Origin of the sequence: Paenibacillus baekrokdamisoli (genome assembly GCF_003945345.1) — a bacterium.
GTDB lineage: Bacteria > Bacillota > Bacilli > Paenibacillales > Paenibacillaceae > Paenibacillus_Z > Paenibacillus_Z baekrokdamisoli.
In genome coordinates this window covers 5293709-5320000 of record NZ_AP019308.1, presented here as the reverse complement: position 1 = coordinate 5320000, position 26292 = coordinate 5293709, and the positions used below count along the sequence as shown (strand labels likewise).

At 45.3% G+C, this 26292-nt stretch carries 25 protein-coding genes, 2 rRNA genes, 1 pseudogene and 1 riboswitch; of the genes and pseudogenes, 26 read left to right on the top strand and 2 right to left on the bottom strand.

The annotated features are described in order from the left end of the window. Positions 1–231: 231 nt before the first annotated feature. Positions 232–3161 (top strand): 23S ribosomal RNA (locus tag EKN16_RS23395). A 144-nt stretch (positions 3162–3305) separates the two neighbouring features. Continuing rightward, positions 3306–3422: ribosomal RNA gene (rrf, locus tag EKN16_RS23390) — 5S ribosomal RNA — on the top strand. Between the two features lie 139 nt (positions 3423–3561). Here the strand turns inward: rrf and EKN16_RS23385 are convergent. After that, positions 3562–4092 (bottom strand): transposase, encoded by a 531-nt coding sequence (locus tag EKN16_RS23385; protein ID WP_232015969.1) that lies wholly within the window; start codon positions 4090–4092, stop codon positions 3562–3564. A 225-nt stretch (positions 4093–4317) separates the two neighbouring features. On the opposite strand from EKN16_RS23385, the gene EKN16_RS23380 reads away from it, so the two are divergent. The 11 genes from EKN16_RS23380 to rsmI all read left to right on the top strand — a co-directional run bounded on the left by EKN16_RS23380 (position 4318) and on the right by rsmI (position 13665). Next, positions 4318–4506: a sigma factor G inhibitor Gin gene (locus tag EKN16_RS23380; protein ID WP_125662863.1), complete on the top strand. Its 189-nt coding sequence runs from the start codon at positions 4318–4320 to the stop codon at positions 4504–4506. A gap of 216 nt (positions 4507–4722) precedes the next feature. After that, positions 4723–6231, top strand: coding sequence for an aminotransferase class I/II-fold pyridoxal phosphate-dependent enzyme (locus EKN16_RS23375; protein WP_125662861.1), 1509 nt, complete (start codon positions 4723–4725; stop codon positions 6229–6231). Between the two features lie 63 nt (positions 6232–6294). After that, positions 6295–6954: a dTMP kinase gene (tmk, locus tag EKN16_RS23370; RefSeq protein WP_125662859.1), complete on the top strand. Its 660-nt coding sequence runs from the start codon at positions 6295–6297 to the stop codon at positions 6952–6954. Between the two features lie 100 nt (positions 6955–7054). Beyond that, positions 7055–7384 (top strand): cyclic di-AMP receptor DarA, encoded by a 330-nt coding sequence (locus tag EKN16_RS23365; RefSeq protein ID WP_125662857.1) that lies wholly within the window; start codon positions 7055–7057, stop codon positions 7382–7384. A gap of 17 nt (positions 7385–7401) precedes the next feature. Next, the gene (locus tag EKN16_RS23360; RefSeq protein WP_125662855.1) at positions 7402–7845 is read left to right on the top strand and encodes a YaaR family protein; all 444 of its coding nucleotides are present in this window, start codon (positions 7402–7404) and stop codon (positions 7843–7845) included. Between the two features lie 39 nt (positions 7846–7884). After that, a complete protein-coding gene (holB, locus tag EKN16_RS23355; protein ID WP_125662853.1) occupies positions 7885–8862 on the top strand; it encodes a DNA polymerase III subunit delta' in 978 nt (325 codons plus the stop codon). A gap of 5 nt (positions 8863–8867) precedes the next feature. Further along, complete coding sequence (locus tag EKN16_RS23350) at positions 8868–9668, top strand: PSP1 domain-containing protein (protein WP_125662851.1); 801 nt, start codon at positions 8868–8870, stop codon at positions 9666–9668. 42 nt (positions 9669–9710) lie between these two features. Continuing rightward, positions 9711–10109: an initiation-control protein YabA gene (locus tag EKN16_RS23345; protein ID WP_125662849.1), complete on the top strand. Its 399-nt coding sequence runs from the start codon at positions 9711–9713 to the stop codon at positions 10107–10109. Between the two features lie 170 nt (positions 10110–10279). Further along, a protein-coding gene (locus EKN16_RS23340; protein WP_125662847.1) for an IS1182 family transposase occupies positions 10280–11631 on the top strand; the annotation gives its coding sequence in 2 pieces (ribosomal slippage) (positions 10280–10847 and positions 10847–11631; 1353 coding nt in all). A gap of 424 nt (positions 11632–12055) precedes the next feature. Beyond that, positions 12056–12766, top strand: coding sequence for a tRNA1(Val) (adenine(37)-N6)-methyltransferase (locus EKN16_RS23335; RefSeq protein ID WP_125666581.1), 711 nt, complete (start codon positions 12056–12058; stop codon positions 12764–12766). Then, entirely contained in the window at positions 12763–13665 is a 903-nt protein-coding gene (rsmI, locus tag EKN16_RS23330; RefSeq protein ID WP_125662845.1) for a 16S rRNA (cytidine(1402)-2'-O)-methyltransferase, read from the top strand. Before EKN16_RS23335 ends, rsmI begins: the two co-directional genes overlap by 4 nt. A 109-nt stretch (positions 13666–13774) precedes the next feature. Here rsmI and EKN16_RS23325 read toward each other — a convergent pair whose 3' ends face one another. After that, entirely contained in the window at positions 13775–14029 is a 255-nt protein-coding gene (locus EKN16_RS23325; RefSeq protein WP_125662843.1) for an AbrB/MazE/SpoVT family DNA-binding domain-containing protein, read from the bottom strand. Between the two features lie 269 nt (positions 14030–14298). On the opposite strand from EKN16_RS23325, the gene EKN16_RS23320 reads away from it, so the two are divergent. The 13 genes and pseudogenes from EKN16_RS23320 to glmU all read left to right on the top strand — a co-directional run bounded on the left by EKN16_RS23320 (position 14299) and on the right by glmU (position 26198). Beyond that, positions 14299–15612 carry an HD domain-containing protein gene (locus EKN16_RS23320; protein WP_408636315.1) on the top strand — a complete coding sequence of 438 codons (1314 nt, stop codon included), beginning with the start codon at positions 14299–14301 and terminating at the stop codon, positions 15610–15612. Positions 15613–15633: 21 nt separating this feature from the next. Further along, positions 15634–16401 carry a TatD family hydrolase gene (locus EKN16_RS23315; protein ID WP_125666577.1) on the top strand — a complete coding sequence of 256 codons (768 nt, stop codon included), beginning with the start codon at positions 15634–15636 and terminating at the stop codon, positions 16399–16401. Positions 16402–16586: 185 nt separating this feature from the next. After that, a riboswitch (cyclic di-AMP (ydaO/yuaA leader) is annotated at positions 16587–16794 on the top strand. A gap of 232 nt (positions 16795–17026) precedes the next feature. Next, entirely contained in the window at positions 17027–18175 is a 1149-nt protein-coding gene (locus tag EKN16_RS23310; RefSeq protein WP_232015967.1) for a resuscitation-promoting factor, read from the top strand. 112 nt (positions 18176–18287) lie between these two features. Further along, positions 18288–18848 carry a ribonuclease M5 gene (rnmV, locus tag EKN16_RS23305; RefSeq protein ID WP_125666573.1) on the top strand — a complete coding sequence of 187 codons (561 nt, stop codon included), beginning with the start codon at positions 18288–18290 and terminating at the stop codon, positions 18846–18848. An 11-nt stretch (positions 18849–18859) separates the two neighbouring features. Then, entirely contained in the window at positions 18860–19771 is a 912-nt protein-coding gene (rsmA, locus tag EKN16_RS23300; RefSeq protein ID WP_125662841.1) for a 16S rRNA (adenine(1518)-N(6)/adenine(1519)-N(6))-dimethyltransferase RsmA, read from the top strand. A 229-nt stretch (positions 19772–20000) separates the two neighbouring features. Next, entirely contained in the window at positions 20001–20882 is an 882-nt protein-coding gene (gene yabG, locus EKN16_RS23295) for a sporulation peptidase YabG (RefSeq protein WP_125662839.1), read from the top strand. Positions 20883–21033: 151 nt separating this feature from the next. Beyond that, the gene (gene veg / locus EKN16_RS23290; RefSeq protein ID WP_125662837.1) at positions 21034–21306 is read left to right on the top strand and encodes a biofilm formation stimulator Veg; all 273 of its coding nucleotides are present in this window, start codon (positions 21034–21036) and stop codon (positions 21304–21306) included. Positions 21307–21477: 171 nt separating this feature from the next. Beyond that, positions 21478–21651, top strand: a pseudogene (locus tag EKN16_RS23285) (small, acid-soluble spore protein, alpha/beta type); the annotation flags it as partial. 348 nt (positions 21652–21999) lie between these two features. After that, positions 22000–22854: a 4-(cytidine 5'-diphospho)-2-C-methyl-D-erythritol kinase gene (gene ispE / locus EKN16_RS23280; RefSeq protein WP_125662835.1), complete on the top strand. Its 855-nt coding sequence runs from the start codon at positions 22000–22002 to the stop codon at positions 22852–22854. 83 nt (positions 22855–22937) lie between these two features. Further along, positions 22938–23765: a pur operon repressor gene (gene purR / locus EKN16_RS23275; RefSeq protein ID WP_125662833.1), complete on the top strand. Its 828-nt coding sequence runs from the start codon at positions 22938–22940 to the stop codon at positions 23763–23765. Positions 23766–23818: 53 nt separating this feature from the next. Beyond that, positions 23819–24202, top strand: coding sequence for a RidA family protein (locus EKN16_RS23270; RefSeq protein WP_125662831.1), 384 nt, complete (start codon positions 23819–23821; stop codon positions 24200–24202). Between the two features lie 138 nt (positions 24203–24340). Then, the gene (gene spoVG, locus EKN16_RS23265) at positions 24341–24625 is read left to right on the top strand and encodes a septation regulator SpoVG (protein WP_018759486.1); all 285 of its coding nucleotides are present in this window, start codon (positions 24341–24343) and stop codon (positions 24623–24625) included. A gap of 172 nt (positions 24626–24797) precedes the next feature. Further along, positions 24798–26198 (top strand): bifunctional UDP-N-acetylglucosamine diphosphorylase/glucosamine-1-phosphate N-acetyltransferase GlmU, encoded by a 1401-nt coding sequence (glmU, locus tag EKN16_RS23260; protein WP_125662829.1) that lies wholly within the window; start codon positions 24798–24800, stop codon positions 26196–26198. Positions 26199–26292: the final 94 nt, after the last annotated feature.

Here is a 26292-nt window from a genome sequence, read left to right as displayed (position 1 = left end):
TGTAATCTTTACAGGTGATTGCACCTTGAAAACTGGATATGAAATTTGCGAAATAAACTCTTAGCTGAGTTAACTAGCAATAAGGTTTGCTGCTTTGTTTGTTTTTGGTTTAGGACTTCGTTCTGAGCGACTTACACAAGGTTTGCGCTTTATTGCAGCGTAGGTTTTGAGTGGTTGAGCGACTTTTGTGCGAAGCACGACGGAAGCACAAGCACCAAAACCGGAGCATTTGGTTAAGCTAGTAAGAGCGCACGGAGGATGCCTAGGCGCTAGGAGCCGATGAAGGACGTGGCGAACAACGAAATGCCTCGGGGAGCCGTAAGCAGGCTTTGATCCGGGGATGTCCGAATGGGGAAACCCAGCTGTGGTAATGCACAGTTACTTATCACTGAATACATAGGTGATACAGAGGCATACCAGGGGAACTGAAACATCTAAGTACCCTGAGGAAGAGAAAACAATAGTGATTCCGTCAGTAGCGGCGAGCGAACGCGGATTAGCCCAAACCAAGGAGCTTGCTCCTTGGGGTTGTGGGACGTCTCACATGGAGTTACAAAGGTGCCGGTTAAACGAAGAGGTCTGGAAAGGCCCGCCAAAGAAGGTAAAAGCCCTGTAGTTGAAAGTCGACACTCTCCGAGACGGATCCCGAGTACCGCGAGACACGTGAAACCTCGTGGGAATCCGGCAGGACCATCTGCCAAGGCTAAATACTCCCTAGCGACCGATAGTGAAGCAGTACCGTGAGGGAAAGGTGAAAAGCACCGCGGAAGCGGAGTGAAAAAGAACCTGAAACCGTGCGCTTACAAAAAGTCAGAGCCCGTTATAGGGGTGATGGCGTGCCTTTTGTAGAATGAACCGGCGAGTTACGTTTCCATGCAAGGTTAAGGTGAAGAGCCGGAGCCGCAGCGAAAGCGAGTCTGAATAGGGCGACATAGTATGTGGACGTAGACCCGAAACCGTGTGATCTACCCCTGTCCAGGGTGAAGGTGCGGTAACACGCACTGGAGGCCCGAACCCACGCATGTTGAAAAATGCGGGGATGAGGTGGGGGTAGCGGAGAAATTCCAATCGAACTCGGAGATAGCTGGTTCTCCCCGAAATAGCTTTAGGGCTAGCCTCGGAATTGAGAGTCATGGAGGTAGAGCACTGATTGGGTGCGGGGCCCGCCAAGGGTTACCAAGTCCAGCCAAACTCCGAATGCCATGTACTTATATCCGGGAGTCAGACAGTGAGTGCTAAGATCCATTGTCAAGAGGGAAACAGCCCAGACCATCAGCTAAGGTCCCCAAGTGTGTGTTAAGTGGGAAAGGATGTGGAGTTGCACAGACAACCAGGATGTTGGCTTAGAAGCAGCCACCATTTAAAGAGTGCGTAATAGCTCACTGGTCGAGTGACTCTGCGCCGAAAATGTAACGGGGCTAAACACACCACCGAAGCTATGGATTGATACCTTTGGTATCAGTGGTAGGGGAGCGTTGAATGTACGTTGAAGTCAGACCGTAAGGACTGGTGGAGCGCATTCAAGTGAGAATGCCGGTATGAGTAACGAAAAGACAAGTGAGAATCTTGTCCGCCGAAAGCCTAAGGGTTCCTGAGGAAGGCTCGTCCGCTCAGGGTAAGTCGGGACCTAAGGCGAGGCCGAAAGGCGTAGTCGAAGGACAACAGGTTGATATTCCTGTACCACCGTAAGCCGTTATGAGCAATGGGGTGACGCAGAAGGATAGTGACGCGAGCTGATGGAATAGCTCGTCCAAGCAGTAAGGCTTGTGTGTAGGCAAATCCGCACACTACAAGGCTGAGCTGTGATGGGGAGGGAAAATTATAGTACCGAAGGTCATGTGTTCCCGCTGCCAAGAAAAGCCTCTAGCCAGGTGAAGGTGCCCGTACCGCAAACCGACACAGGTAGGCGAGCAGAGTATGCTAAGGCGCTCGGAAGAACTCTCGTTAAGGAACTCGGCAAAATGACCTCGTAACTTCGGGAGAAGAGGTGCCTCGGTAGGGTGAATAGCCCGAGGGGGCCGCAGTGAAAAGGCCCAAGCGACTGTTTAGCAAAAACACAGGTCTGTGCGAAGCCGTAAGGCGAAGTATACGGGCTGACGCCTGCCCGGTGCTGGAAGGTTAAGGGGAGTGGTTAGCCGCAAGGCGAAGCTATGAACTGAAGCCCCAGTAAACGGCGGCCGTAACTATAACGGTCCTAAGGTAGCGAAATTCCTTGTCAGGTAAATTCTGACCCGCACGAATGGCGTAACGACTTGGGCGCTGTCTCAACGAGAGATCCGGTGAAATTTTAATACCTGTGAAGATGCAGGTTACCCGCGACAAGACGGAAAGACCCCATGGAGCTTTACTGCAGCTTGATATTGGACTTTGGTACGATCTGTACAGGATAGGTGGGAGCCTAAGAAACCGGAGCGCCAGCTTCGGTGGAGGCACCGTTGGGATACCACCCTGATCGTATCGGAGTTCTAACCTGGTACCGTAATCCGGTACAGGGACCGTGTCAGGTGGGCAGTTTGACTGGGGCGGTCGCCTCCTAAAGAGTAACGGAGGCGCCCAAAGGTTCCCTCAGAATGGTTGGAAATCATTCGTAGCGTGTAAAGGCATAAGGGAGCTTGACTGCGAGACCTACAAGTCGAGCAGGGACGAAAGTCGGGCTTAGTGATCCGGTGGTACCGCATGGAAGGGCCATCGCTCAACGGATAAAAGCTACCCTGGGGATAACAGGCTTATCTCCCCCAAGAGTCCACATCGACGGGGAGGTTTGGCACCTCGATGTCGGCTCATCGCATCCTGGGGCTGAAGTAGGTCCCAAGGGTTGGGCTGTTCGCCCATTAAAGCGGTACGCGAGCTGGGTTCAGAACGTCGTGAGACAGTTCGGTCCCTATCTGTCGTGGGCGTAGGAAATTTGAGAGGAGCTGTCCTTAGTACGAGAGGACCGGGATGGACGCACCGCTGGTGTACCAGTTGTTCCGCCAGGAGCATAGCTGGGTAGCTACGTGCGGACGGGATAAGCGCTGAAAGCATCTAAGCGTGAAGCCCCCCTCAAGATGAGATTTCCCAATTCGTAAGACCCCTAGAAGACGACTAGGTTGATAGGTTCGAGGTGGAAGTGCAGCAATGCATGCAGCTGACGAATACTAATCGGTCGAGGGCTTATCCTACCGCTTCTCACCCTAGGTGAGAGCAAGGCTTCGGGACTTACGTGTAACAGATAACATAGACTAAGACAACATTTCGCAAATGTTCGTATCCAGTTTTCAGGGCGTAAGGCTCTGTACACCGATTCTTGAGTAATCAAGATCACGTTTGGTGGCGATGGCGAAGGGGACCCACGCGTTCCCATCTCGAACACGACCGTTAAGCCCTTCAGCGCCGATGGTACTTGGACCGCAGGGTCCTGGGAGAGTAGGACGTCGCCAAGCACGATCAACCGACTGCAGTCATGCAGTCGGTTTTTTGTTGTTTCAGTTATGCCTTTTTTTGTGTTGTTTCAGTTATGCCTTTTTTTGATAACAAATAGGAGATCGCATGAATAAAGCGATCTCCTGATATCATCCTATTTTAACGATGGTAATAGCTGATCTCTCTAGACTGAATGCGGATAACGCCATCACGTTTTACCTTTCGAAGTTTTCTTAGGATGACAAGACGTGGAGCTAGGAACCAGATATGCCAGCTGATCAGGCTGATCATTTGAGCTTCATTCGCCCATGGATAGAAGATTCCAATTGCACAGATGCCTAACCAGAAAAGATGGCGGTGTAAACGTCGGTATAAGGCCAGCTCGATATGAGCAACGGGTATATATCCAATCCAAGGAGGTGAGAATCTCCAGCCCCATCGACGGCTATCAGGCTCATCGACTCGTACCAGAGTTAACCTAATAATAACGAAATGTACGATTTGTATAGAGAAAATTCCAATTCCAGTAGCAATGGCTCCTTCAAGCCGATACATGGCTAATTGAAAAAGGGTGAGGATTAGAATGATGAACTGATGACTCCAAATGAACTCTTTTCGAATGCTTATTTTACGTATGAGCTGATATTGATAGATCGTAGCTTTCTCTTGTTCAGCTAGCGTGCCCCTCATTCCTTCCAACATCCTTTCCATCTTACTACGACAATGTATCGGTAATTATAGACGATTTGTGAAGACTAACCTTAAGAAACGGGTACAAGTCTTTAATCACCAAAGGCCCCTCTTCAACATAAGATGTATTACTATTTGAAATGGGCTATGAAACAAGTATAAAATGCTAGACTATGTGACATACTAGTAGCAATGACAATTGTTAAGAAGATAAGGTGGTGCTGTATGTTAGAAGAAGCTATCGGAAAATCTTGTATTATTTGTGGGCATGATAAGGTAGAAGGTATTCATATTGTGAATGAGTTTATCTGTGAAGCCTGTGAGCTGGAAATGGTTCGAACAGAAGTTCAAGATGCAAAATATCCATTTTTTATTCATCAATTAAAAAGAATTTGGATCCAAAAGAATGCATAATCATAAGCTTTATGAAAAATGCCTCACATTCAATCCTTACTAATCCTCTGTTATCTCGAATTAGACGAGACAAAGAGGATTAATTTTTTATTACAGGCTGCATTTATTTATAGGATTTCGATATTTATCGGGGATAATGGATATAGAGGTTTAAGAACAAGTCATAATCGAGTAAGATGTAGGAAAGTGGATAGGTACGGGGGTAAATGAGTACGTATGAATAGAGATAGCCAACAAAATACAACATTCTATGCACCTATATATGAAGCATTACTAGCCATGTCGAGTTCTAATCCTGTCAGTTTCCATGTTCCTGGACATAAGTATGGGCAGTCACTGACAGGCTTGCATAGCGAGCCCTCTATAGATATGGAATCTATTCGGGGAATTATGGAAATTGACCTAACGGAACTTCCAGGTACGGATGATCTGCATGCACCCGCTGGTATTATTGCCGAGGCACAGACTTTGGCAGCTTCAACCTTTGGGGCAGAGGAAACGTTTTTTCTGATAGGTGGAAGCACGGTTGGCAATCTTGCTATGATACTGTCTACTTGCGAGATTGGCGATCAAATTATTATACAGCGCAATGCTCATAAATCTGTTCTTAATGGACTCGCGTTGGCAGGTGCCCAGGCGATCTTTATTATGCCTCAGATGGATCATGAGAATGGGCTTGAGATTGTACCCGAGCTGACGCTAATAGAGGAAGCACTGAAGCTTTTTCCGGCGGCTAAAGCGGTATTTCTTACTAATCCAAGCTATTATGGCTTTAGTGTTGATCTTCAGCCTTACGCAAACCTTATCCATCAGTATGGTAAATTACTTCTTGTTGATGAAGCTCATGGTGCGCATTATGGGCTGCATCCTGATTTTCCGAATTCAGCGCTGCAAGCAGGAGCAGATGCCGTTGTTCAATCGACGCATAAAACATTACCAGCTCTAACGATGGGGGCGATGCTGCATGTGCAAGGCGAGAGAATGGATCGTGAATCGCTTCGACATGTCCTTCGAATGGTGCAGAGCTCAAGTCCTTCTTATCCCATACTAGCTTCACTTGATATAGCCCGTGCATTAGTCGATACGATGAAAGCAAGCTTGTTCGATTCTGGGTTGAGAGCAGCAGCAGCATTTAGAAAGTGGATAAAGGAAAACGGTTCATCATTTGGCATCGTAGAGAATTGGAGCCATCATGATGTTGAAGTAAGATTGGATCCACTTCGGATTGTCATTGAGGATCTCACAGGGCGTTATACAGGTTTTGAATTATTAGAGCATTTGCAATACTACGGGTGCTGGGCGGAGATGGCGGATTCTAAGCATGTTGTCCTATTGGTTGGGTTAGCTGCCTTAGAAGCAGATATAGAGCGTTTAAAAGATGCAATGACTGGCATAGCTAATCACGGTTCTGCTGCAATCTGCAGAAAGGAATCACATCCACTATTATGGACGACCAAAAGCAATAAGATATCGGAGCCAGTCACGATTCCCAGAAAGTTACCTTCTGAATCTGAAGTAGATAGGATTGGCTTGTCAGATGCGGTTGGAAGACGGGCTGCAGAATCAATCATTCCTTACCCACCAGGCATTCCAATTGTTTATATGGGAGAATATATTTCGGCAGAAACGGTTCAATACGTGAAAAGACTAGCAATCGAAGGTGCAAAATTTCAAGGTGCAGTCGATCCAGCGATGCATACAATCGCTGTTATGAAGGGCAGCTAGCGTTTACGCGATGGATGGGCTTTGTTATAGTAAGTGTATAAGAAGATAGAAGGAGCATTTGTGTTGAAAAAAGGTAGGTTTATAACAATAGAAGGCGGCGAAGGAGCCGGTAAAACGACACTCATTGAAGAGCTTGCGCGTTTATTAATTGAGCAAGGGTACCGAGTGCTAACGACTCGTGAACCAGGCGGCATTCCCATAGCTGAACAAATACGCAGTGTAATACTGGATAAGTTGAATACGAAGATGGATGCAAGAACTGAAGCGCTCTTATATGCGGCAGCAAGGCGGCAGCATCTTATAGAGAAAGTAATCCCAGCTCTTGACGAGGGAATGTTCGTTATTTGTGATCGTTTTGTTGATAGCAGTCTTGCTTATCAAGGATATGCACGAGAGCTCGGTATAGAAGCTGTGCGGTCGATTAACGATTTTGCCATAGATGGAAGAATGCCTGAGCTCACGCTTTGGTTAGATATTTCTCCAGAAGCTGGATTGGCTAGAATTCAAGAGGCAGCAGGAAGAGAGATTAATCGACTTGATCTCGAGGGATTATCTTTTCACAGACTCGTTCGTGATGGCTATATAGAACTGATGAAACGCGATCCAGATCGAATCATTAGAATAGATGCCGAAAATGAGCCAAACGTCGTATTAAATGAAGCAATTTCGATAATAAATGAACGATTTAGAGGATTATATGCAAGCGATGTCAAAATGATATAGATAAAGTAAATCTAATCTTGATTGGATTCCCTGCACACTTACGAAAGAATTTCCTTTGACGTTAAAAATCAGGCTTTCGAAACTTTTGGGAGGGATATCGATGAAATTAGTAATCGCAATCGTACAGGACAAAGACAGCAATCGATTATCAAATGCTCTAGTTCGTGAGGGGTTCAGAGCTACGAAGCTAGCTAGTACCGGAGGATTTTTGCGTGCAGGTAATACAACGTTTATGATTGGTATTGAGGATGAACGTGTACATGAAGTAATGCAAGTCATTCGTTCCAACTGTAAAGTACGCGATCAGCTAGTTTCACCTGTGTCTCCTATGGGCAGTACAACGGATGCCTATATTCCGTTCCCAGTAGAAGTTCAGGTTGGTGGAGCTGCCGTATTCGTTGTTCCAGTCGAACGCTTTGAACATTTTTGAATGGGCGTGAATAAACGATGAAAATTAATCCTGGTTGGCGCCCATTGGGTCAGGACCGGACTCGGACAGATATAGGCTCAAAGCAAGTGCAGCAGCGGAATTTCGCTGATGTTATGCACCACCAAGACGAACAGCGATCAATGGAAGAATTGCAGCAGAAGCTGCAGGATATTCATGCGCAGGGAGAACGGCTTACCCGTTCAATGACGGTGCGTGAATTAAAGATGTACCGACAAATGGTTAAGAAGTTTCTTGAAGATACAATTAAACGCGGTGTAGGTTTAAAGGAAACACGGGGCTTTGATCGCCGTGGCCGGACGAAACGCTACAAGCTGCTGGATGAAATTGATTCAGCGCTTATTGCCATGGGTGAAGAACTGCTGGATAGTGAAGAAGGGCGTCTTGAATTATTGCAAAAAATCGGCGATATTCGCGGAATTCTTATAAATTTATTTTTTTAACAAGAGGTTAGGGCACGGAAGCAGAAAGGATAGACAGTCATGAGCATTGCACAACTTGCCGGTCAACAAAAGGCCAAACGAATATTGCAGCATGCGTTAAGAAGCGGCAAGGTTTCACATGCCTATCTGTTTACTGGACCACCAGGCAGCGGAAGAATGGCTATGGCCAACGCTTTTGCCAAAGCATTATTTTGCACTGCCGGTGGGGAAGACGCATGCGGAGAATGTCTGGAATGCCGCAAGTTTGATCATGGGAATCAGCCGGCTCTCCATGTGATAGAACCAGAAGGTGCTTCTATTAAGATCGATCAAATTCGTGATCTTCAGAGGGAACTTTCTTATAAGAATATACAAACAGAACGTAAAATTTACATCATAAAACGGTCAGAAGCAATGACACTGCAAGCAGCAAATAGCTTGCTTAAATTTCTAGAAGAGCCGCAGTCTCAGGTTGTAGCTATTCTATTAACGGAGAATGGACAAGCTGTGCTGCCGACTATTCGTTCAAGGACGCAGTGGGTACCCTTCATGCCGCTTGCACCTCATGATATGCTCCAGCTGCTTGCTCAGGAAGGTGTACCGCAGCTGATTGCCCGTGCTGCCGTTTACCTAGCTTCTGGGCTGGATGCTTGCCGTGCAATCACCCAGCAGAATGGGTTTGCAGAAATGAGAAACGTAGTGATACAATTAGGGAAGGATAGTCTGACCCGATTCACCGCGGGAATGATATCTGCACAGCAGCAAATTTTCAAGACGGAGCTAGGCGATCAGTCTGAGCTGATGTTATCCTTGCTCGTTTTATGGTATAAAGACATGATTCATTTTCAATCCGGAAGACAAGAAGCAATCGTTTTTATAGATCAGGTTGAATGGATCAGCAAACATTCATATGGACGCTCGGCGGATAGCTATGTGAAGTGCATGGAGCTTGCCCTCGAAGCGGGAAAACGAATACGCGCCCATGTATCTCCACAGTTAGCGGTTGAGCAGATGCTAATCCGCATACAGGAGGTGTGATTTGATTGTACAACGTGGTTGGTGTTCGCTTTAAGAAAGCGGGCAAAATATATTATTTTGATCCGGTCGAATTTCCGATCGACAAAGAGCAGCATGTTATTGTAGAGACAGCAAGAGGCATTGAATACGGTAAAGTTGTGGTGGGACAAAAACAAGTCGGTGAATCGGATGTTGTCCTTCCGCTCAAGAAAGTGATTCGCATAGCCGTTGATAACGATGCCAAAATCGTCGAAGAAAATAAGGCAGCAGCGCGTAATGCGTTCACGACCTGCCTGGATAAGATTAAAGATCATCAGCTGAAAATGAAGCTGGTTGATGTCGAGTTTACATTTGACCGTAACAAAATAATTTTTTATTTTACAGCTGAAGGTCGCGTTGACTTCCGTGAATTGGTAAAAGATTTAGCTAGTGTTTTCAGAACTCGTATTGAGCTTCGACAAATAGGGGTTCGTGATGAGGCGAAAATGCTAGGCGGTATTGGCCCGTGTGGACGGGTGCTCTGCTGCTCTTCATGGTTAGGTGATTTTGAGCCGGTTTCGATAAAAATGGCTAAAGATCAGAATTTATCGCTTAATCCAACGAAAATCTCAGGCTTATGCGGTCGATTAATGTGCTGCCTCAAATATGAGCATGATAATTATGAAAGCGTACGAGAAGAATTACCGGCAATCGGTAAAATTGTTATTACCTCCTATGGGGAAGGCAAAGTAACTGGTATCAATGCAGGTAGCAAATCCGTATATGTACAGTTGTTTGACGGCGGGAAGCCAAAGGAATTACCGCTTGATGACGTCGTTATTAAGTAATTGTCAGCTAGTCCGAAGCCGAATCGTCTTTGGGGTGAAAATTTGAATAAAAAAGACATTTTCAGTAAAATAAGCGAAATAGAATCAAATGCAGGTAGTTTGTATAGTGAGCTTGGAGCATTCAAGCAAAGAATCAAAGCGTTGCTTGAGGAAAACAAAAGATTAAGTATAGAAAATCAGCAGCTGCGCAAAATTTTGAAACGGGAGACTGCTGTCCTAGAGCTGAATGCGGAGATCTTGGATGCTGAGGATTCGGTGACCGAACAGCCGACAGTCATGTCGAATATATCGGTTGATCATCAGGCGGCAGTCGGCGAAGGCTATGATAATCTAGCGCGCTTGTATCATGAAGGGTTTCATATATGTAACTTGTATTATGGACATTTAAGAACGGAAGGCGATTGCCTATTCTGTCTTTCCTTTCTGAATAAAGACGATTAGAAGCATGGCTATCACGTACCATTTATGCTTCAGATATTTCTAAAAGACCCTTTAGGGGTCTTTTCAGGCTGTCGAGAAACCTCGACAGTCATTTTTTTGCTCATTTTGTTTAATCAATTACCGCGTTAACGTGATATAATTTAGCTATAATAATAACGGATGGTGATCGTATGCTACGTACCAACAAAGATAAACAAACCGCTTTTGAATTAGTATCCCTCGAAAGCCTTGTGCCACAAGATCACATGCTTCGAAAGGTTGATCAATATGTCGATTTCTCCTTTATTCTAGAAAAGGTTCGTCCGTTATACTGCGAAGATAATGGGCGTCCTGCAATAGATCCTCTCGTTTTGTTCAAGATGGTTTTCCTCGGCTATTTTTATGGTATTCGCTCCGAACGCCGGTTGGAGCAAGAGATTCAAACGAATGTCGCTTACCGTTGGTTTCTTGGTTTAGGTTTAACAGATCGTGTTCCTGATCATTCCACGATTAGTTGGAACCGTCGCAAACGTTTCAAAGACACCACGATATTTCAAGATATCTTTGATGAAATCGTCCTTCAAGCCATTGCGCATCGAATGGTTGGCGGGCGTGTACTGATTTCGGATTCTACCCACTTAAAAGCCAATGCCAATAAACATAAATTTACGCGTGAAGAAGTCTTGCAAAACACGAAAAGCTACTTAGAAGAACTCAATACAGCGGTTGAACAGGAGCGGAAAGAAAGAGGAAAAAAGAACTAAAACCCAAAGAGGAGGTTGAAGAAAAGAAAGAAATAAAACGCAGTACGACGGACTCGGATAGTGGTTATATGGTTCGAGATGGTAAACCAGAGGGCTTCTTTTATCTCGATCATCGGACGGTAGACCTCAAGTACAATGTGATTACAGACGTGTATGTTACACCTGGAAATGTTCATGATTCTTTGCCGTATTTGGAGCGACTTGAACGACAAGTAAAGCGATTCGAATTTAAGGTAGAAGCTGTCGCGCTGGATGCGGGCTATTTAACCACACCGATTTGCAAGAAACTTAAAGAAAAGAAGATCTTTGCGGTTATTGCCCACCGTCGCTTTCATCCCACGCAAGGATTATTTGCAAAGTGGAAATTTAAATATGATGCTCAAAATGATGTGTATAGCTGTCCCAATGCCCAAATTCTTACCTACCGTACAACAGACCGTCACGGTTACCGCCACTATGCTTCAGATGCGGAGGTTTGCAAAAGCTGTCCGATGCTTGCACAGTGCACCCGTTCTAAAAACCACCGAAAAGTGATTACACGACATGTGTGGGAAGAAAGCAAGGAATGGGTGCGTGAAAACCGATTGACCCCAGCAGGTAAAAAGCTGTACAAGAGAAGGAAAGAAACCATTGAGCGAAGCTTCGCGGATGCTAAAGAGCTCCACGGGCTTCGCTATTGTAGGTTACGGGGGATTAAAAATGTGACGGAACAGGCGCTGATGACAGCAGCCGTTCAGAACATGAAGAAGATCGCCATGCACCTCAGTAAGACGGTGTAGAGCGATATCCCTGCTCAGAACTTACATATATTGGTGTATGAATACTGCCCAAATTCAGCATAAAAAAAGAAAGCCTCAAAAACATAGGCTTTCTCGACAATCTGAAAAGACCCTTTAGGGGTCTTTTTATTTTTGAAAATATCAGAAAGTATAAAACTCGACTATCCTTTTATGATATTTCAGAGGGAAGAAACTTGGGTTCCTCGACAAGGAGGCGTTAGCCGATCTTCTTGAAAGGAAGGATTTGTTGTTAGTATGTGTGCAAAGGCTGGTTAACCTTGAATCTATGCGGGTTTTTCGTTTATGCTGGAGAGAATAAACCATACTGGGTGCAAGCTTAGAGGATGCGAGGTTCAATAACGTGGTTAAAAAGGTAACGCTGCTGCCGAATGAACGGCTAGATGATTTATTAACGTATGAATTAATGATTATACAAAGCAGAGAAGTCTTCAGCTTCTCGATGGACGCTGTATTACTGGCGAGGTTCGCAGGCATTCCGCCAAAGGGCAGGGTTCTTGATCTATGTACAGGTAACGGGGTAATTCCGATTCTGATGACAACTCGTACAAAAGCCGTTATTGATGGTGTTGAAATCCAGCCGCGATTAGCCGATATGGCAAGACGCAGTGTTGAAGCTAATGAGCTGGAGGAACAAGTACATATATATGAAGGTGATCTCCGCAGCTTCCACGAGGAAGTAGGATATGGAATATACGATGCAGTAACAGTAAATCCTCCGTATATGCCTGAGGGCGCAGGAGATCAGAATGAGAATGAGCATTATGCGAATGCACGTCATGAGCGTAATGGCAGCTTGGATGACATCGTCGCAGCATGTGCAAGACTTGTCCGTACAGGCGGACGCGTTTCTATGGTTCATCGTCCCTCAAGGTTTGTTGAAATTGTAGAAACGCTGCGAAAGTGGAAGCTGGAGCCGAAGCGAATTAGATTCGTGCATCCCCATGCGGAAGCGGAAGCGAATATGGTGCTAATTGAAGCAGCAAGAGATGGCAAGCCTGATGTAAAGCTGCTGCCGCCATTGATCGTTTATAATGAACAAAGACAATATAATGAAGAGTTAATGAAGATGTATTATGGGGATAAACGTCCGGGAGCGAGGGAAACGTCATCATGAAGGTTCAACGAAGTTTTAAGACTGCTTCTGGTGGTGAATTAACGACGAGTACAGGTACCCTGTACTTAGTTGGCACACCGATAGGCAATTTAGAGGATATGACATTTCGGGCGATTCGTACATTAAAAGAGGTCGACCTTATCGCAGCGGAGGATACGAGACAAACACGTAAGCTGCTGACTCATTTTGAAATACCAACACGTCTTGTTAGCTATCATGAGCATAATAAGGAAGCAAGCGGTATAGAGTTACTTCGTTTGCTTGAGGATGGACAATCTATAGCGCTTGTAAGTGATGCTGGCTTGCCCGCTATATCTGATCCTGGTGCTGATCTGGTCGCAGCAGCAGCGGCACAAGGTATAGCGGTTGTTCCTATTCCAGGTGCAAATGCAGCTTTATCCGCACTTATTGTGTCTGGACTGCCTACGGATCGGTTCTTGTTTGTCGGATTTCCACCGCGTGATCGTAAGCCGCTGAATAGTTGGTTGGAACGTATCCGCTCGCAAGAAGGGACTCTCCTTTGTTATGAATCCCCACATCGGGTGGCTAAGACGTTGACCGCTATGCTTGAGCAGTGGGGGGATCGACAGGTAGCGATGGTTAGAGAGATTACGAAGCGACATGAGGAAGTAGCTAGAGGGCCTATATCGGAATGTCTAGAATGGTTGAAGGAACATCCGCCTCTTGGGGAGTATTGCTTGGTAATTGCAGGTATTGGTGAGGCAGAGCAGCAAGAGCTTCTAGGTGATGATAAGCTATGGTGGGAAGATCTTGACCTTCAAGCACATGTAGAACGGTATGAGTTGCAAACAGGAGATCGTAAAGAGGCTATCAAGCGTGCTGCAATCGATAGAGGGTTACAGAAGCGGGATGTATATAATGAAATTATGAGAAAATAAAAAAAGGGCCTTCCTGACAATATAGTCAGGAAGGCAAAGAGGAGTATATAAAGGTTAGAATTACCGTATTTAATAAATATATTGTAACCTAAGTTTTCGTATTTGTCTCTTATTTTGCAACAGGAGTTGGCATTTCGGACAAACAAACGTTACAAACGATTTTACCTTTGAAGTAAACAACGTTCTCAGCATTACCACAGAAGATACAAGCTGGCTCGTATTTCTTCAACATAATGCGCTCTCCGTCCACATAAATCTCTAGCGCATCCTTTTCTCCAATTCCTAACGTACGACGCAATTCAATCGGAATTACCACACGTCCGAGCTCGTCTACTTTCCGTACTATTCCTGTTGATTTCATCATGATCTATCATTTCCCCTCTCATATTATGAATTCGTCAAAATTCGACAAAGTTCTATCATTTCTAGTTTCTATAGTACCAACGTTTCCCATAATAGTCAACCTTGATTTGCTGCCAAAAACCTTGGTAAAGCTTGTTATAGCAATAAGGATAGGGTATAGTGCCTGTTATATATGGTACATCAACTCCATAGGTATTGGGAATAAAATAGCGACATAATTCGACAAAATAATCGAAAGTTTTGTCGAAACAATGAACTTGAGAGGAGAAAATGATGGAGAATCGACATTCACTAGAAGAAGAGAAAGTTTTTAAAGATCCCGTTCATAAATATATCTATGTGCAAGATCAACTGATCTGGAATCTCATTAATACAAAAGAATTTCAGCGGCTTCGGCGAATTCGTCAGTTGGGCACATCATACTTAACCTTTCACGGTGCAGAGCATAGCCGATTCTCACATTCCCTGGGAGTTTATGAAATAACCCGTAAAGTCATTTCTCAATTTGAACGTGGAGGCTATCAGGATTGGCCAAAGGAAGAGAAGCTGGTCACGCTTTGTGCAGCCTTGCTTCACGATATTGGACATGGCCCCTTTTCCCATTCCATTGAAGAAGTATTTGATATGAATCATGAAGAATGGACCTGTCGAATACTGCTTGAATCGACAGAAATCAATCGCGTGTTACTGGAATATGATCCTTTACTGCCAGAGCGAATCGCTGCGGTCATTCGTAAAACGTATGACAAGCCAATCGTTGTCAGTCTGGTTTCCAGTCAAATGGATGCTGACCGTATGGATTACTTATTAAGGGACGCATACTATACAGGTGTTAATTACGGTACGTTTGATCTGGAACGTATTCTGCGTGTATTAAGGCCACATCAAGGTCGGATTGTCGTTAAAGAAAGCGGTATGCATGCTGTTGAAGATTATTTAATGTCACGCTACCAGATGTATTGGCAGGTTTATTTCCACCCCGTTACCAGAAGCTCAGAAATAATACTAAGACAAATATTTCGTAGAGCGAAGGAGCTTTATGGGGGTAATTATACATTTTCATGGATAATTAATCCGATTGAGCAATTACTGAACGATTCCATAGATCTGGAAGCTTATTTATCCTTGGATGAGGCGCTCATACAAACTGCTTTCTCACAATGGGTGAAGGAATCAGACGAACTGCTGGCTGACTTGTGTGAAAGATTTTTGAATCGCAGGTTGTATAAATATGTAACGATGGATCATGCAGATGAAGAGCTTTGGGCAGATATTCGAGATCAGTTTCTTGCCATTGGACTGCATCCGGATTACCATCTAGAAATCGACTTTCCGTATGACATGCCTTATGATGTATATCGACCAGGCACGCTTCACAATGATTTGGATAAAGAAGATAAGCCACCCATTTTGCTGCTGGATCAGGATCAGCAGTTATCGGAAATATCAGAGCGTTCTGATATTATTCGATCAATCACCGGCCTTCATCAAGGGAAATACCATTTATATTACCCAGAAGAGCCATTGCTTGAATCTCTTCATAAACTGCAGCCGCATATCCGCGAATTATTTGGTTTCATGTAGAAAGGAGTATGAACTTCTATGATGTTAATCGACACGCATACTCACCTGGACTCGCATAAATTCGACGACGACCGCGCGGAAGTCATCGAAAGAGCGGTAGCTGCCGGTGTACATAAACTTATTAATGTTGGTTTCAACCGAGAGACCATTCCTACAACTATGGCTCTTGCTGAGCAGTATGATTTCATTTATGCCGTAGTTGGCTGGCATCCCGTTGATAGTATAGATATGCAGCCTGGTGATCTAGATTGGATTGCTTCGTTATGCGATCATCCGAAGGTCGTGGCAATAGGCGAGATTGGACTGGATTACCACTGGGATACTTCACCTAAGGATGTACAGCAGCGTGTATTCCGAGAACAGATTCAATTAGCCAAATTGAAGCGAAAACCAATTGTTATTCATAATCGAGATGCCCATGAGGATGTAGTCCGTATCTTATTAGAAGAGAATGCGAAAGATGTCGGCGGTGTCATGCATTGTTATTCAGGAAGTTGGGAAACAGCTAAGCAATGCTTGGACATGAATTTCTATATTTCCTTCGGTGGACCCGTAACGTTTCAGAATGCTCGAGTGCCCAAAGAAGTTCTTTCACGCGTACCGCTTGACCGTCTTTTAATAGAAACAGACGCACCTTATTTAGCTCCTCATCCACATCGTGGAAAAAGAAATGAATCGGCTTTCGTCCGTCTTGTAGCAGAAATGGCAGCTGAAATTTCAGGCAAATCTTTGGACGAAATATCGAAAATTACGACTGATAATGCGATGAAATGTTTTGGTATACGATAAAAAAGGCTGTTATAACGAGGATTTGGGACTATTCCGTTGAAAAAACTAGTTTTCCTTCAATAAAATGCTCGTTTTTTACTTGATTTTCCTTAAAATTAGTTAAAATCGTCATTAATCGTATCTTTACAATGTAGAGCAAAAGACGGTATCATTCATCTCAGAGCTTTAAATACTAGTGAACCTTTACCAAATAAACGCTTAATCTCCGTTATTCGGAGAGCGGGGGAACCAAGTGTTGAAACTGTTTGTATCATTACAAAACAGAGTAGACGTTGAATTCTTCTTGGGGTGAATTTTGTGACGATGCTGCGCATGTTTAGCATCCTAATGAATAGGGCGACTCTCTTTGCCCGAATCCGACAGCTAACCTCGTAAGCGTAAATAAGAGAGATCTTCCTCGTGTATTTAATCCATGCTACCTGATTTTATGGGAAGCCACGAAACAGATCCTCTGTCGTCGGCTTCTTTTTGTTTGAATAATGCGTAAACTGACGACATAGGGTGTATCATGGAGGAGGACATTAGGAGGAACTAGAACTGCGTGCTTGCACGCTAAATTCTATAGTCGCGTCTAGAATCTTCTGTAATACTATGGCGGCGGGGCTATGTAGGGAGGACCGAAGAAGTGGGAGCATTCCAGATTAAGGACACCCATGGTAAACGATCATCCAGCATGTCTTTCGCATTGCGATGGAAACATGAGAACGTGCGTTTAATTGTACTAAGCGCTATGATCTCGATCGCTATGACTTTCATGTTTCTGGTGTTGTTGTACGGAACGGCTGACAAGCACGTCTCCGTAGTAGTGAACGGACAAGAAACCATTGTTTCAACTAAGCAATGGGTCCTTCAACGCCTACTGGATGAACAAGCCATCACGATTGGAACTTACGATAAAGTTTCGATGCCACTTAACGCTGGTGTCAAAGACGGTGACCGAATCACTATTGATAAAGCGGTACCTCTTATTGTGAAGGCAGACGGCAAGGAAAGAACGTTGTACACGACAGAAAGAACCGTACAGGCGGCGATCGATCAAGCTAACATATCGATACGCAGTCAAGATAAAGTAACGCCTTCTCTAAGTACTGCTGTTGAGCCGGATATGAAAATTTCTGTTACCCGAATCGATAAGAAGTATTCAGAAAATTCGTTCAAAGTGCCCTTCTCTATTGTGAAGAAGGAAGACCCCGAGCTCGCAAAGGGTAAGCAAAAGCTCGTTCAAACCGGCAAAGAGGGTACCGTCATTAAAAGGTTTGAAAGTGTCTTTGCAGATGGTGTTCTGGTTTCTCAAACACTTGTGACTAAGTTAACACAGTCCTCTTCGGTAGATCAGGTTGTTGCAGTCGGCACAAAGAAAGAAGAGCTTAAGCTAACTGTTCTTTCGGCGAAAACGCCGAGTATAACGACGCTAACGAAGCGTGGTATCTCGTTCAAGGCAAAGAAAATTATTAAGAACTTTACCTTAACAGCCTATTCAGCTGGCGTTGAATCAACTGGGAAGGGTAAGAAGCATCCTCAGTATGGTATAACGGCATCGGGTGCACGTGTTCAAGAGGGACGAACGATTGCCGTTGATCCGAGAGTTATACCCATTGGATGGTGGGTGTATATCGAAGGAATCGGTTTCCGTCGTGCAGAAGATACGGGCGGTGCGATTAAGGGTAATAAAATTGATGTTTATTTCGATAGTGAATCATACGTTGATCAATTCGGATTGAAGCGGGGATATACCGTATACGTGTTAGGTCCTAAGAAACCTGAATCACTATAGCCGATTTGCTGTGATTTATTCATATCGTATTTTAAACGTAAATATGCCATCATAAGAAGAGGCGATGCCTCTTCTTTTTGTATGTTTGTCTGAAAGGAATGATTGGACTACCATGATCAAAGAAATCATTGTAGTAGAGGGTAAGGATGATACGGTCGCGATTAAGCGCGCGGTTGAAGCAGAGACGATTGAGACAGGCGGTTCAGCCATAGGTGAAGCTGTTCTACGGCGGGTGGAATTGGCCCAGCAGCGGCGGGGTATAATTATTTTCACTGATCCTGATCATGCGGGCGAACGAATTCGTAAAATTGTCGCGAAGCGTGTTCCAGGCTGCAAGCATGCTTTTCTCCCACAGGAAGAGGCCCTTTATAAAGGAGATATTGGCGTTGAGAATGCTTCCCCAGAGGCGATTAGGCGAGCACTCGCTAATGTACGCACAGAAGCAATTGAGGGCGCAGTAAATACGGATCCGATTACAACAGATGATCTTATGCGAGCTGGATTGCTCATTCATCCGAATGCTGCGGACAGGCGCCTGCGTATGGGCAATTTACTAGGTATTGGCTATGCAAATGGCAAACAGTTTTTTAAGCGATGCTCGATGTTTCGAATTACACGAGATGAATTTGAACGAGCGCTTGAACAACTTGAGCAGCTCGAGCAGCAGACCTAAGGAGGCAGGCAATGAGTGACGGACTTAAGGTGCATGCTAATGTAGCAACACCCAAACAAACAAATGACATTGTTAAGAAGTATGGATTCAAGTTCAAGAAAAGTCTCGGTCAGAACTTTCTGATCGATCAAAATATATTGAAGAATATCGTTCATGCGGCTGAGCTTGATGAAACTAAAGGTGCACTAGAGATTGGACCCGGCATTGGCGCGCTTACGCAGGAATTAGCACAATCAGCAGGGAAGGTCACTGCTGTAGAAATCGATAATCGATTGATTCCGATTCTTCGTGACGTCCTCTCCGGTGTTCCCAATGTGCATATCGAGCACGGAGATGTTCTTAAGCTAGATCTTAGAGAACTGCTGGATACTCAGTTCAAGGGAATGACTGGCATTAGCGTGGTGGCGAATCTGCCTTATTACGTCACGACACCAATTCTGATGAAGCTCCTTGAGGAAAAGCTTCCACTTGAGCATATCGTGGTCATGATCCAGAAGGAAGTTGCACAGCGGATGGCAGCTAAACCAGGAGGCAAGGAGTACGGCAGCCTTAGCGTAGCTGTGCAATACTACTGCGTTCCGCAGCTGGTCTGTATTGTGCCTCATACGGTGTTTATTCCTCAGCCTAATGTGGACTCAGCCGTCATCAAACTGTCTCTACGGGACAAGCCTCCTGTTGACGTGCCGGATGAGGATCATTTCTTCCGTACGGTACAGGCCTGCTTCGCACAGCGTCGTAAGACGATTGCGAACAACCTGACGGCTTATGTCGGTAAAACGCATCGTGAGCTCCTAGGGCCTTTGCTAGAAGGCTGCGGCATTGATCCATCCAGACGTGGCGAGACACTCTCACTGGATGAATTCGCGGCTCTTAGTCGTGCGCTGCTTGCTATTAACTTACCTAATCAGTCTGAAGCAGTGTAGAACGCTCCTCCTTGCCCTTCAAGCTGTCTTAATCCCTGCGGATCATCGAACCGTGTAGAGGGAGTAGGACGGCTTTTTCTGCGATTTTAGAAAGCGTAGAACGTAGAACCCCTTCCCTCCCCATATTTAATTAATACCCAGTTATTGGCATGCTGAATAAATGGAATGGAAAAGAAAATGCACCAACTGTCCTGTCCGCCCATAGGATACACGAAGAGGTGATTTGCCCATGAAGCAAGGGGACCTGGTCGTCCGCAAATCGTATGGCGGGGACGTCCTTTTTCGTGTTGCCACAATAAATCAAGAATCAGCTGTATTAAAGGGCACGGACTACAGGCTGCTTGCAGATGCGCCGATACCCGACTTGTCCGTCGTTCGTGATCCCGAAATAACAGGTGCAGCGAAGCAAGTTCGAATTAAAGTGAATGAGTCCTTGCAGCGTGTTCAGGAGCAGCGTGATAAGCAGGTACTTCATAACGAGAGTCCAATACGGAGGGCGATGAACGAATCCCAACCGTATTTTGAGGTACCGGGTAAAGTGCTCCATTTGGATGGAGATGGCAGCTATATGAAGAAAAGCATGCAGCTATATACGCAGATGCGGGTGCCTGCGCACGGACTGCATGTACATGAATCGCAAATGACAGATGCCGTATATCGTCTGCTGCCGCAAATTAAACCGGATATTATCGTCATTACCGGCCATGATGGCGTACTGAAAGCAAGAAATCGGAATGATCTGCAAAGTTTATCAAGCTACAAGAATTCGCAAAACTTTGTGAATGCCGTGCATGTTGCTAGGGAATACGAGAAGGATAAAGATGGACTTATTATTGTTGCGGGTGCATGTCAATCACACTACGAGGCATTATTACAGTCCGGGGCTAATTTTGCCAGCTCACCAGGTCGTGTACTGATTCATGCACTGGATCCCGTTTATGTCGCTATCAAGGCCAGCTACACGTCTATCCGTGAGACCATTAACTTAGCGGATGTCATACATGGTACCATTAGTGGGATCGATGGGGTCGGTGGAATTGAGACTTTAGGCATGTATAGAGTGGGTTTACCGAAGCCAAAAACGTTAACCGACGTGAAGTCAACCGTATAATATTCCTCATCTCTTACAATTTATGCATGCTGCCTGAAAAAATAGGATTTTGATTATTGACAATCCATTTACTTCGCTGTTATAATTATAATTTTTTGACAAACCACCTCCTATTGGTTATAATGGACAAGGAAAGAGGTGGTAGTGGACAATGGCAAAAAATGCGCTATTGGAGATCAAACGTAGTCTGGAAGCCCATGTGGGTGCCACAATACGTCTTCGGGCGAATGGTGGCCGACGAAAGACCATCGAACGGACCGGAGTATTAGAAGAAATCTACCCTTCTGTTTTTATTGTCAAGCTTGACCAAGAACAACACGCGTTTAAGCGGGTCTCCTACAGCTATGCGGATATTTTAACCGAATCGGTTGAAGTCATGGTGGATAGCGATGATGGTCAAGTGCGCATTACGTATATGCAGTAACTGCAACAATTAACTTACATGTTCGGAGCACGGTCACAAGACCCGTGCTCTTTTTTCTTGTTTGTTTATGTAAACGGGTTTCCAGATACTTCGGCGCGCCTAATTATGAATGAACGAAGAGCTGCGGCAGCATACTACGATTAACTTACCTTGCTAAGGAGGATTCATCGGATGAGTCGCAGACGCGGAGGCTTCATGAGTGAAGAGCTGAAGAATGAGCTAGCCAAGGATTTGGGCATCTACGAAACGGTCCAGCGTGAAGGCTGGGGTGGCATAAAAGCAAAGGATGCAGGTAATATGGTCAAACGAGCCATTCAGATCGCGGAGCAGGCTGCAGCCAAGCAGATGGAGCAAGCGCAGAAGTCTGGTCCAACAGATAACAATGGGTCACGACAAACACAGTCCACACAGACACAAGCCCATTCATACGTGCAACAACCTATTAATCAACAGACACAGCCTGTTCCTGCCTATAGGGCTTCCTCGGTACCCCCTTACATGCAGCCGCCTACGCCATCTCAGCAGCCTCAATATCGACAATAAGTAAAATAAACCGACGTATGCCAAGCCTCACATGATAAGCTAAGATGACTGAGCCGGTATTTCCTTACTGCTCAAAGGTCATCTTAGCTTTTCTTATGACCTTTTGTTATAATATGTGAAGTTTAATGATAACGAGCGGGTGAACAGGATATGAAAGTCTATGAAAAAGCGCCAGCAAAAATTAATCTAATGCTTGATGTCATTCGCAAACGCGAAGATGGCTTCCATGAAGTGGAAATGATTATGACTATGGTTGATCTAGCTGATCGTCTTGAGATGGAAGAGGTTCCTCGGGACACCATTATTATATCGAGCCAGGCGGGGTATATCCCACTTGATGAGAAGAACTTGGCTTTTCAAGCAGCGAGGTTGATTAAAGACCGTTATGACGTACGCAAGGGGGTCTATATCCATCTGGATAAAAAGGTACCTGTAGCTGCGGGGCTAGCAGGCGGCAGCAGCGATGCGGCGGCGGCCTTACGCGGATTAAATCGACTATGGGGTCTTGGCATCTCAGAGGAAGAGCTCTGCACGCTAGGGGCTGAACTTGGGTCTGATGTGCCGTTCTGCGTTACGGGAGGGACAGCTGTAGCGCGAGGACGTGGAGAGAAGCTGGAGCGTATCAGCAACCCGCCACAGTGCTGGGTTGTTTTGGCCAAGCCTCCGATCAATGTATCTACAGCAGATGTATACGGAAAGCTTCGGGCCGCAGAGCTGAAGACTCATCCTTCTACTTCAGCCATGGTATCTGCGATTGAACGTGGTTCCTTCACGGACATCTGCGATAATCTAGGGAATGTACTTGAATCGGTTACGCTTCAACTCTATCCTGAAGTGCTGCAGTTAAAAGAGATTATGCAGCGTTTAGGTGCCGATGGGGTACTGATGTCAGGCAGCGGGCCTACTGTTTTTGGTCTCGTTAATAAGGAAGCAAAGGTTTCCCGAATTTATAACGGACTACGTGGTTTTTGCAAAGAAGTATATGTGGTAAGAATGCTCACATGAAACTGACCTTTTCCTTGATTAAATCCGTATAAAAATGATATATTGTCATTATATTATTCGGATTTAGCTGGGGGGAATACGACGTGAAGAAGTTGAAGCGAAGCGCAAGGTTAGTAGAAATGACACAGTACCTACTTACACGCCCCCATACGTTAATTTCTCTAACAGCATTTGCTGATCGTTATCAGTCTGCGAAGTCCTCGATAAGCGAGGATTTGGCGATTATCAAAGAAGTGTTTGAGGAAGAAGGACTCGGTGAACTGAACACCGTAGCGGGTGCAGCAGGCGGGGTAAAATATACACCTAAGATGAGTAGGGCCGATGCTCTCCAAAATATGAACCATATTTGCCGTCAACTAGAACAGCCTGAGCGCGTTCTACCGGGCGGTTATTTGTATATGACGGATATGCTTGGACTACCGGGTATGCTAGCGGACGTTGGGCGGATGTTCGCTACTGCATTTGCGACAGCCGAGATCGATGTCATTATGACGGTCGAGACGAAGGGGATTCCGCTTGCATACGCGACGGCAGCTTGCATGAATCTGCCTGTAGTTATCGTCCGTCGTGATAATAAGGTAACGGAAGGCTCAGCGGTAAGTATTAACTACGTATCAGGCTCTAACAAACGGATTCAGACAATGTCTCTTGCAAGGCGTGCGCTCAAGGAGCATGCACGAGTGCTGATCATAGATGACTTTATGAAAGCCGGTGGGACGATTCAAGGGATGATGGACCTGCTCTTTGAATTTAATGCCAAGGTCGCAGGAGTCGGCGTATTCGTTGAATCCGGTGAGCTTGGAACAGAAGAGCGATTGCTCGAGGACTATGTTTCCCTAGCTAAGCTGACTGCAGTTGATTTGAAAACGAAGCATACTACGATCGTCCCTGGAAATTATTTTGATCGGTAGATGAAGCTTTATGTGAAGGCAGAGCCTCGCAAAAACTTTTAGGAGTGAATCATATGAAACAACAACCACAAATCGTAGTAACGGATAAAGCACCAGCAGCGATCGGACCTTATTCACAAGCCATGAAGATAGGTAATTTGTTGTTTACTTCCGGTCAAATTCCATTGACGGCAAGCGGTGAGCTTGTTGAAGGCGGTATCGAGGAGCAAACGCATCAGGTTTTTAAAAACCTGATAGCGGTACTTGAGGAGGCTGGAGCAACTTTGACTGATGTGGTGAAGGCAACCGTGTTCATCAAAGATATGAACCAATTCGCAGCACTCAATGCGATCTATGCTTCTTATTTTGGAGATCATAAGCCAGCCCGTTCAACCGTAGAAGTAGCGCGGCTTCCTAAGGATGTTTTTGTCGAAATTGAGCTTATTGTAGCGATATAAGTCGAATATAATCGAATAGTTTTTACTGGAAAAAAATATTTACTTATTCGCGACTTATTTTACAAATTCATGAAGGAATTTGCATTACAATGTGGAATTATACACCAAGTCTTCGATAGGCAAAGGTGGTGAACACAGATGCAAATTACCGATGTTAGACTCCGCCGTGTAAATTCCGAAGGGCGTATGAAGGCTATCGCTTCCATTACCATTGACAATGAGTTTGTCGTTCACGATATTCGAGTGATAGACGGAAACAATGGAATGTTTGTGGCAATGCCAAGTAAGCGGACTCCGGATGGAGAATTCCGCGATATCGCTCATCCGATTTCTTCGACTACCCGTGAGAAAATCCAAGCTGCCGTACTCGCTGAATATGAGCGCGCAGCCACGGAGGAAGAAGTCATTGAAGAAGGGGCTTAATTGACGATATTGGGGAGTTCATGAATCGGGATTAAATGGAACGTAAACCTGTCATAATCTTTGATTCGTGGAAGAAGGGGAGCCTTTTGGCTCTCTTTTCTTTTGTCATTGAATACGATATATTCAGTAGAGCATTTACAAGAATACTCGTTCAAGCTAGGAGGAACTCACATTGAAGGTTATGGCAATCGTACTGGCAGCTGGACAAGGAAAGCGAATGAAATCCAAATTATATAAAGTACTCCATTCGGTATGCGGCAAGCCCATGGTGGGTCATGTCTTGCAAACAGTTAAAGAGGCATCTTGTGAAAGAACTGTAGTTGTCGTTGGGCATGGTGCGGAAGCCGTTCAGTCTTATATTGGAAACGGTGCGGAATTCATTCTGCAGGAGCAGCAGCTTGGTACAGGGCACGCTGTACAGCAGGTTGAGCCATTGCTTGGTGATGAGACGGGAACCACGGTCATTTTGTACGGGGACACGCCGCTAGTGACCGCGGATACGATTGGAGCGCTGCTGAATCTGCACAGAGCGGAGAAGTTAGCTGCTACGGTGCTAACAGCTGTCGTACCGAATCCTCAGGGCTTAGGCCGCATTATCCGTGATGAAGCGGGTCAGGTGCTGCGGATCGTTGAGCAGAAGGATTGTACGGCTACAGAAGCGGCAATCTCGGAGATTAATACAGGCATGTACTGCTTTGATAACCAGAAGCTGTTCCAAGCGCTGAAGAAAGTGACGAACCATAATGCGCAGGGTGAGTACTATTTAACAGATGTTATGGAAATCTTGAAACAATCAGGCGAATCGATCGGTGCCTATTGTGCTTCTGATTTTGCTGAGGGTATCGGGGTTAATGATCGTGTGGGGTTGGCTGAAGCGGAGCAGCTCATGCGTGCTCGTATCGTGCGGAAACATCAGATAAATGGTGTAACGGTTATCGATCCTGCTGCTACTTATATCGAGGCAGATGTCGTAATCGGATCGGACACTATTCTTTATCCAGGGACAGTACTTCGTGGGCATACAGTTATTGGAGAAGATTGTATAATAGGCCCTCAGGCGGATATTGCGGATACGATCATTGGTAACGGAGTAACGGTGAAGCAATCTGTTACTGCAGAGTCTATTATTGGTGACGAGAGTGCTGTAGGTCCTTATGCGAATCTGCGTCCTGGCTCCAAGCTTGGGGTTGGTTGTAAGGTTGGCGATTTCGTGGAACTGAAGAATGCAGAGCTTGGTGATGGCAGCAAAGTCTCCCATCTCAGCTATGTTGGCGACGCGAAGGTTGGAAAAGATGTCAATATAGGCTGTGGCGCGATTACAGTAAACTATGACGGCTACAACAAGTCATTGACCGAAATTGGTGACCATGCTTTTGTTGGCAGCAATGTAAACCTGATTGCACCTATCAAAATTGGTGAAGGCGCTTATGTCGTGGCGGGCTCCACGATTACGCATGATGTTGCGGCTAACGAGCTTGCGATTGCTCGCGAGCGGCAAGTCAATAAACCCGGTTACGCTGAAAAGCTGCGTTCGAGGGCTAAGGCAAAGAAAGAAAGACAAAAGAAAGAATAGTTAAACGGCGGGTGTGAGGTCCCTTTTATGGACCCTGCATCCGTCTTTTGTTTAATAACGGGTCGTAATGGGTAAGAATATATGGAAATCGATT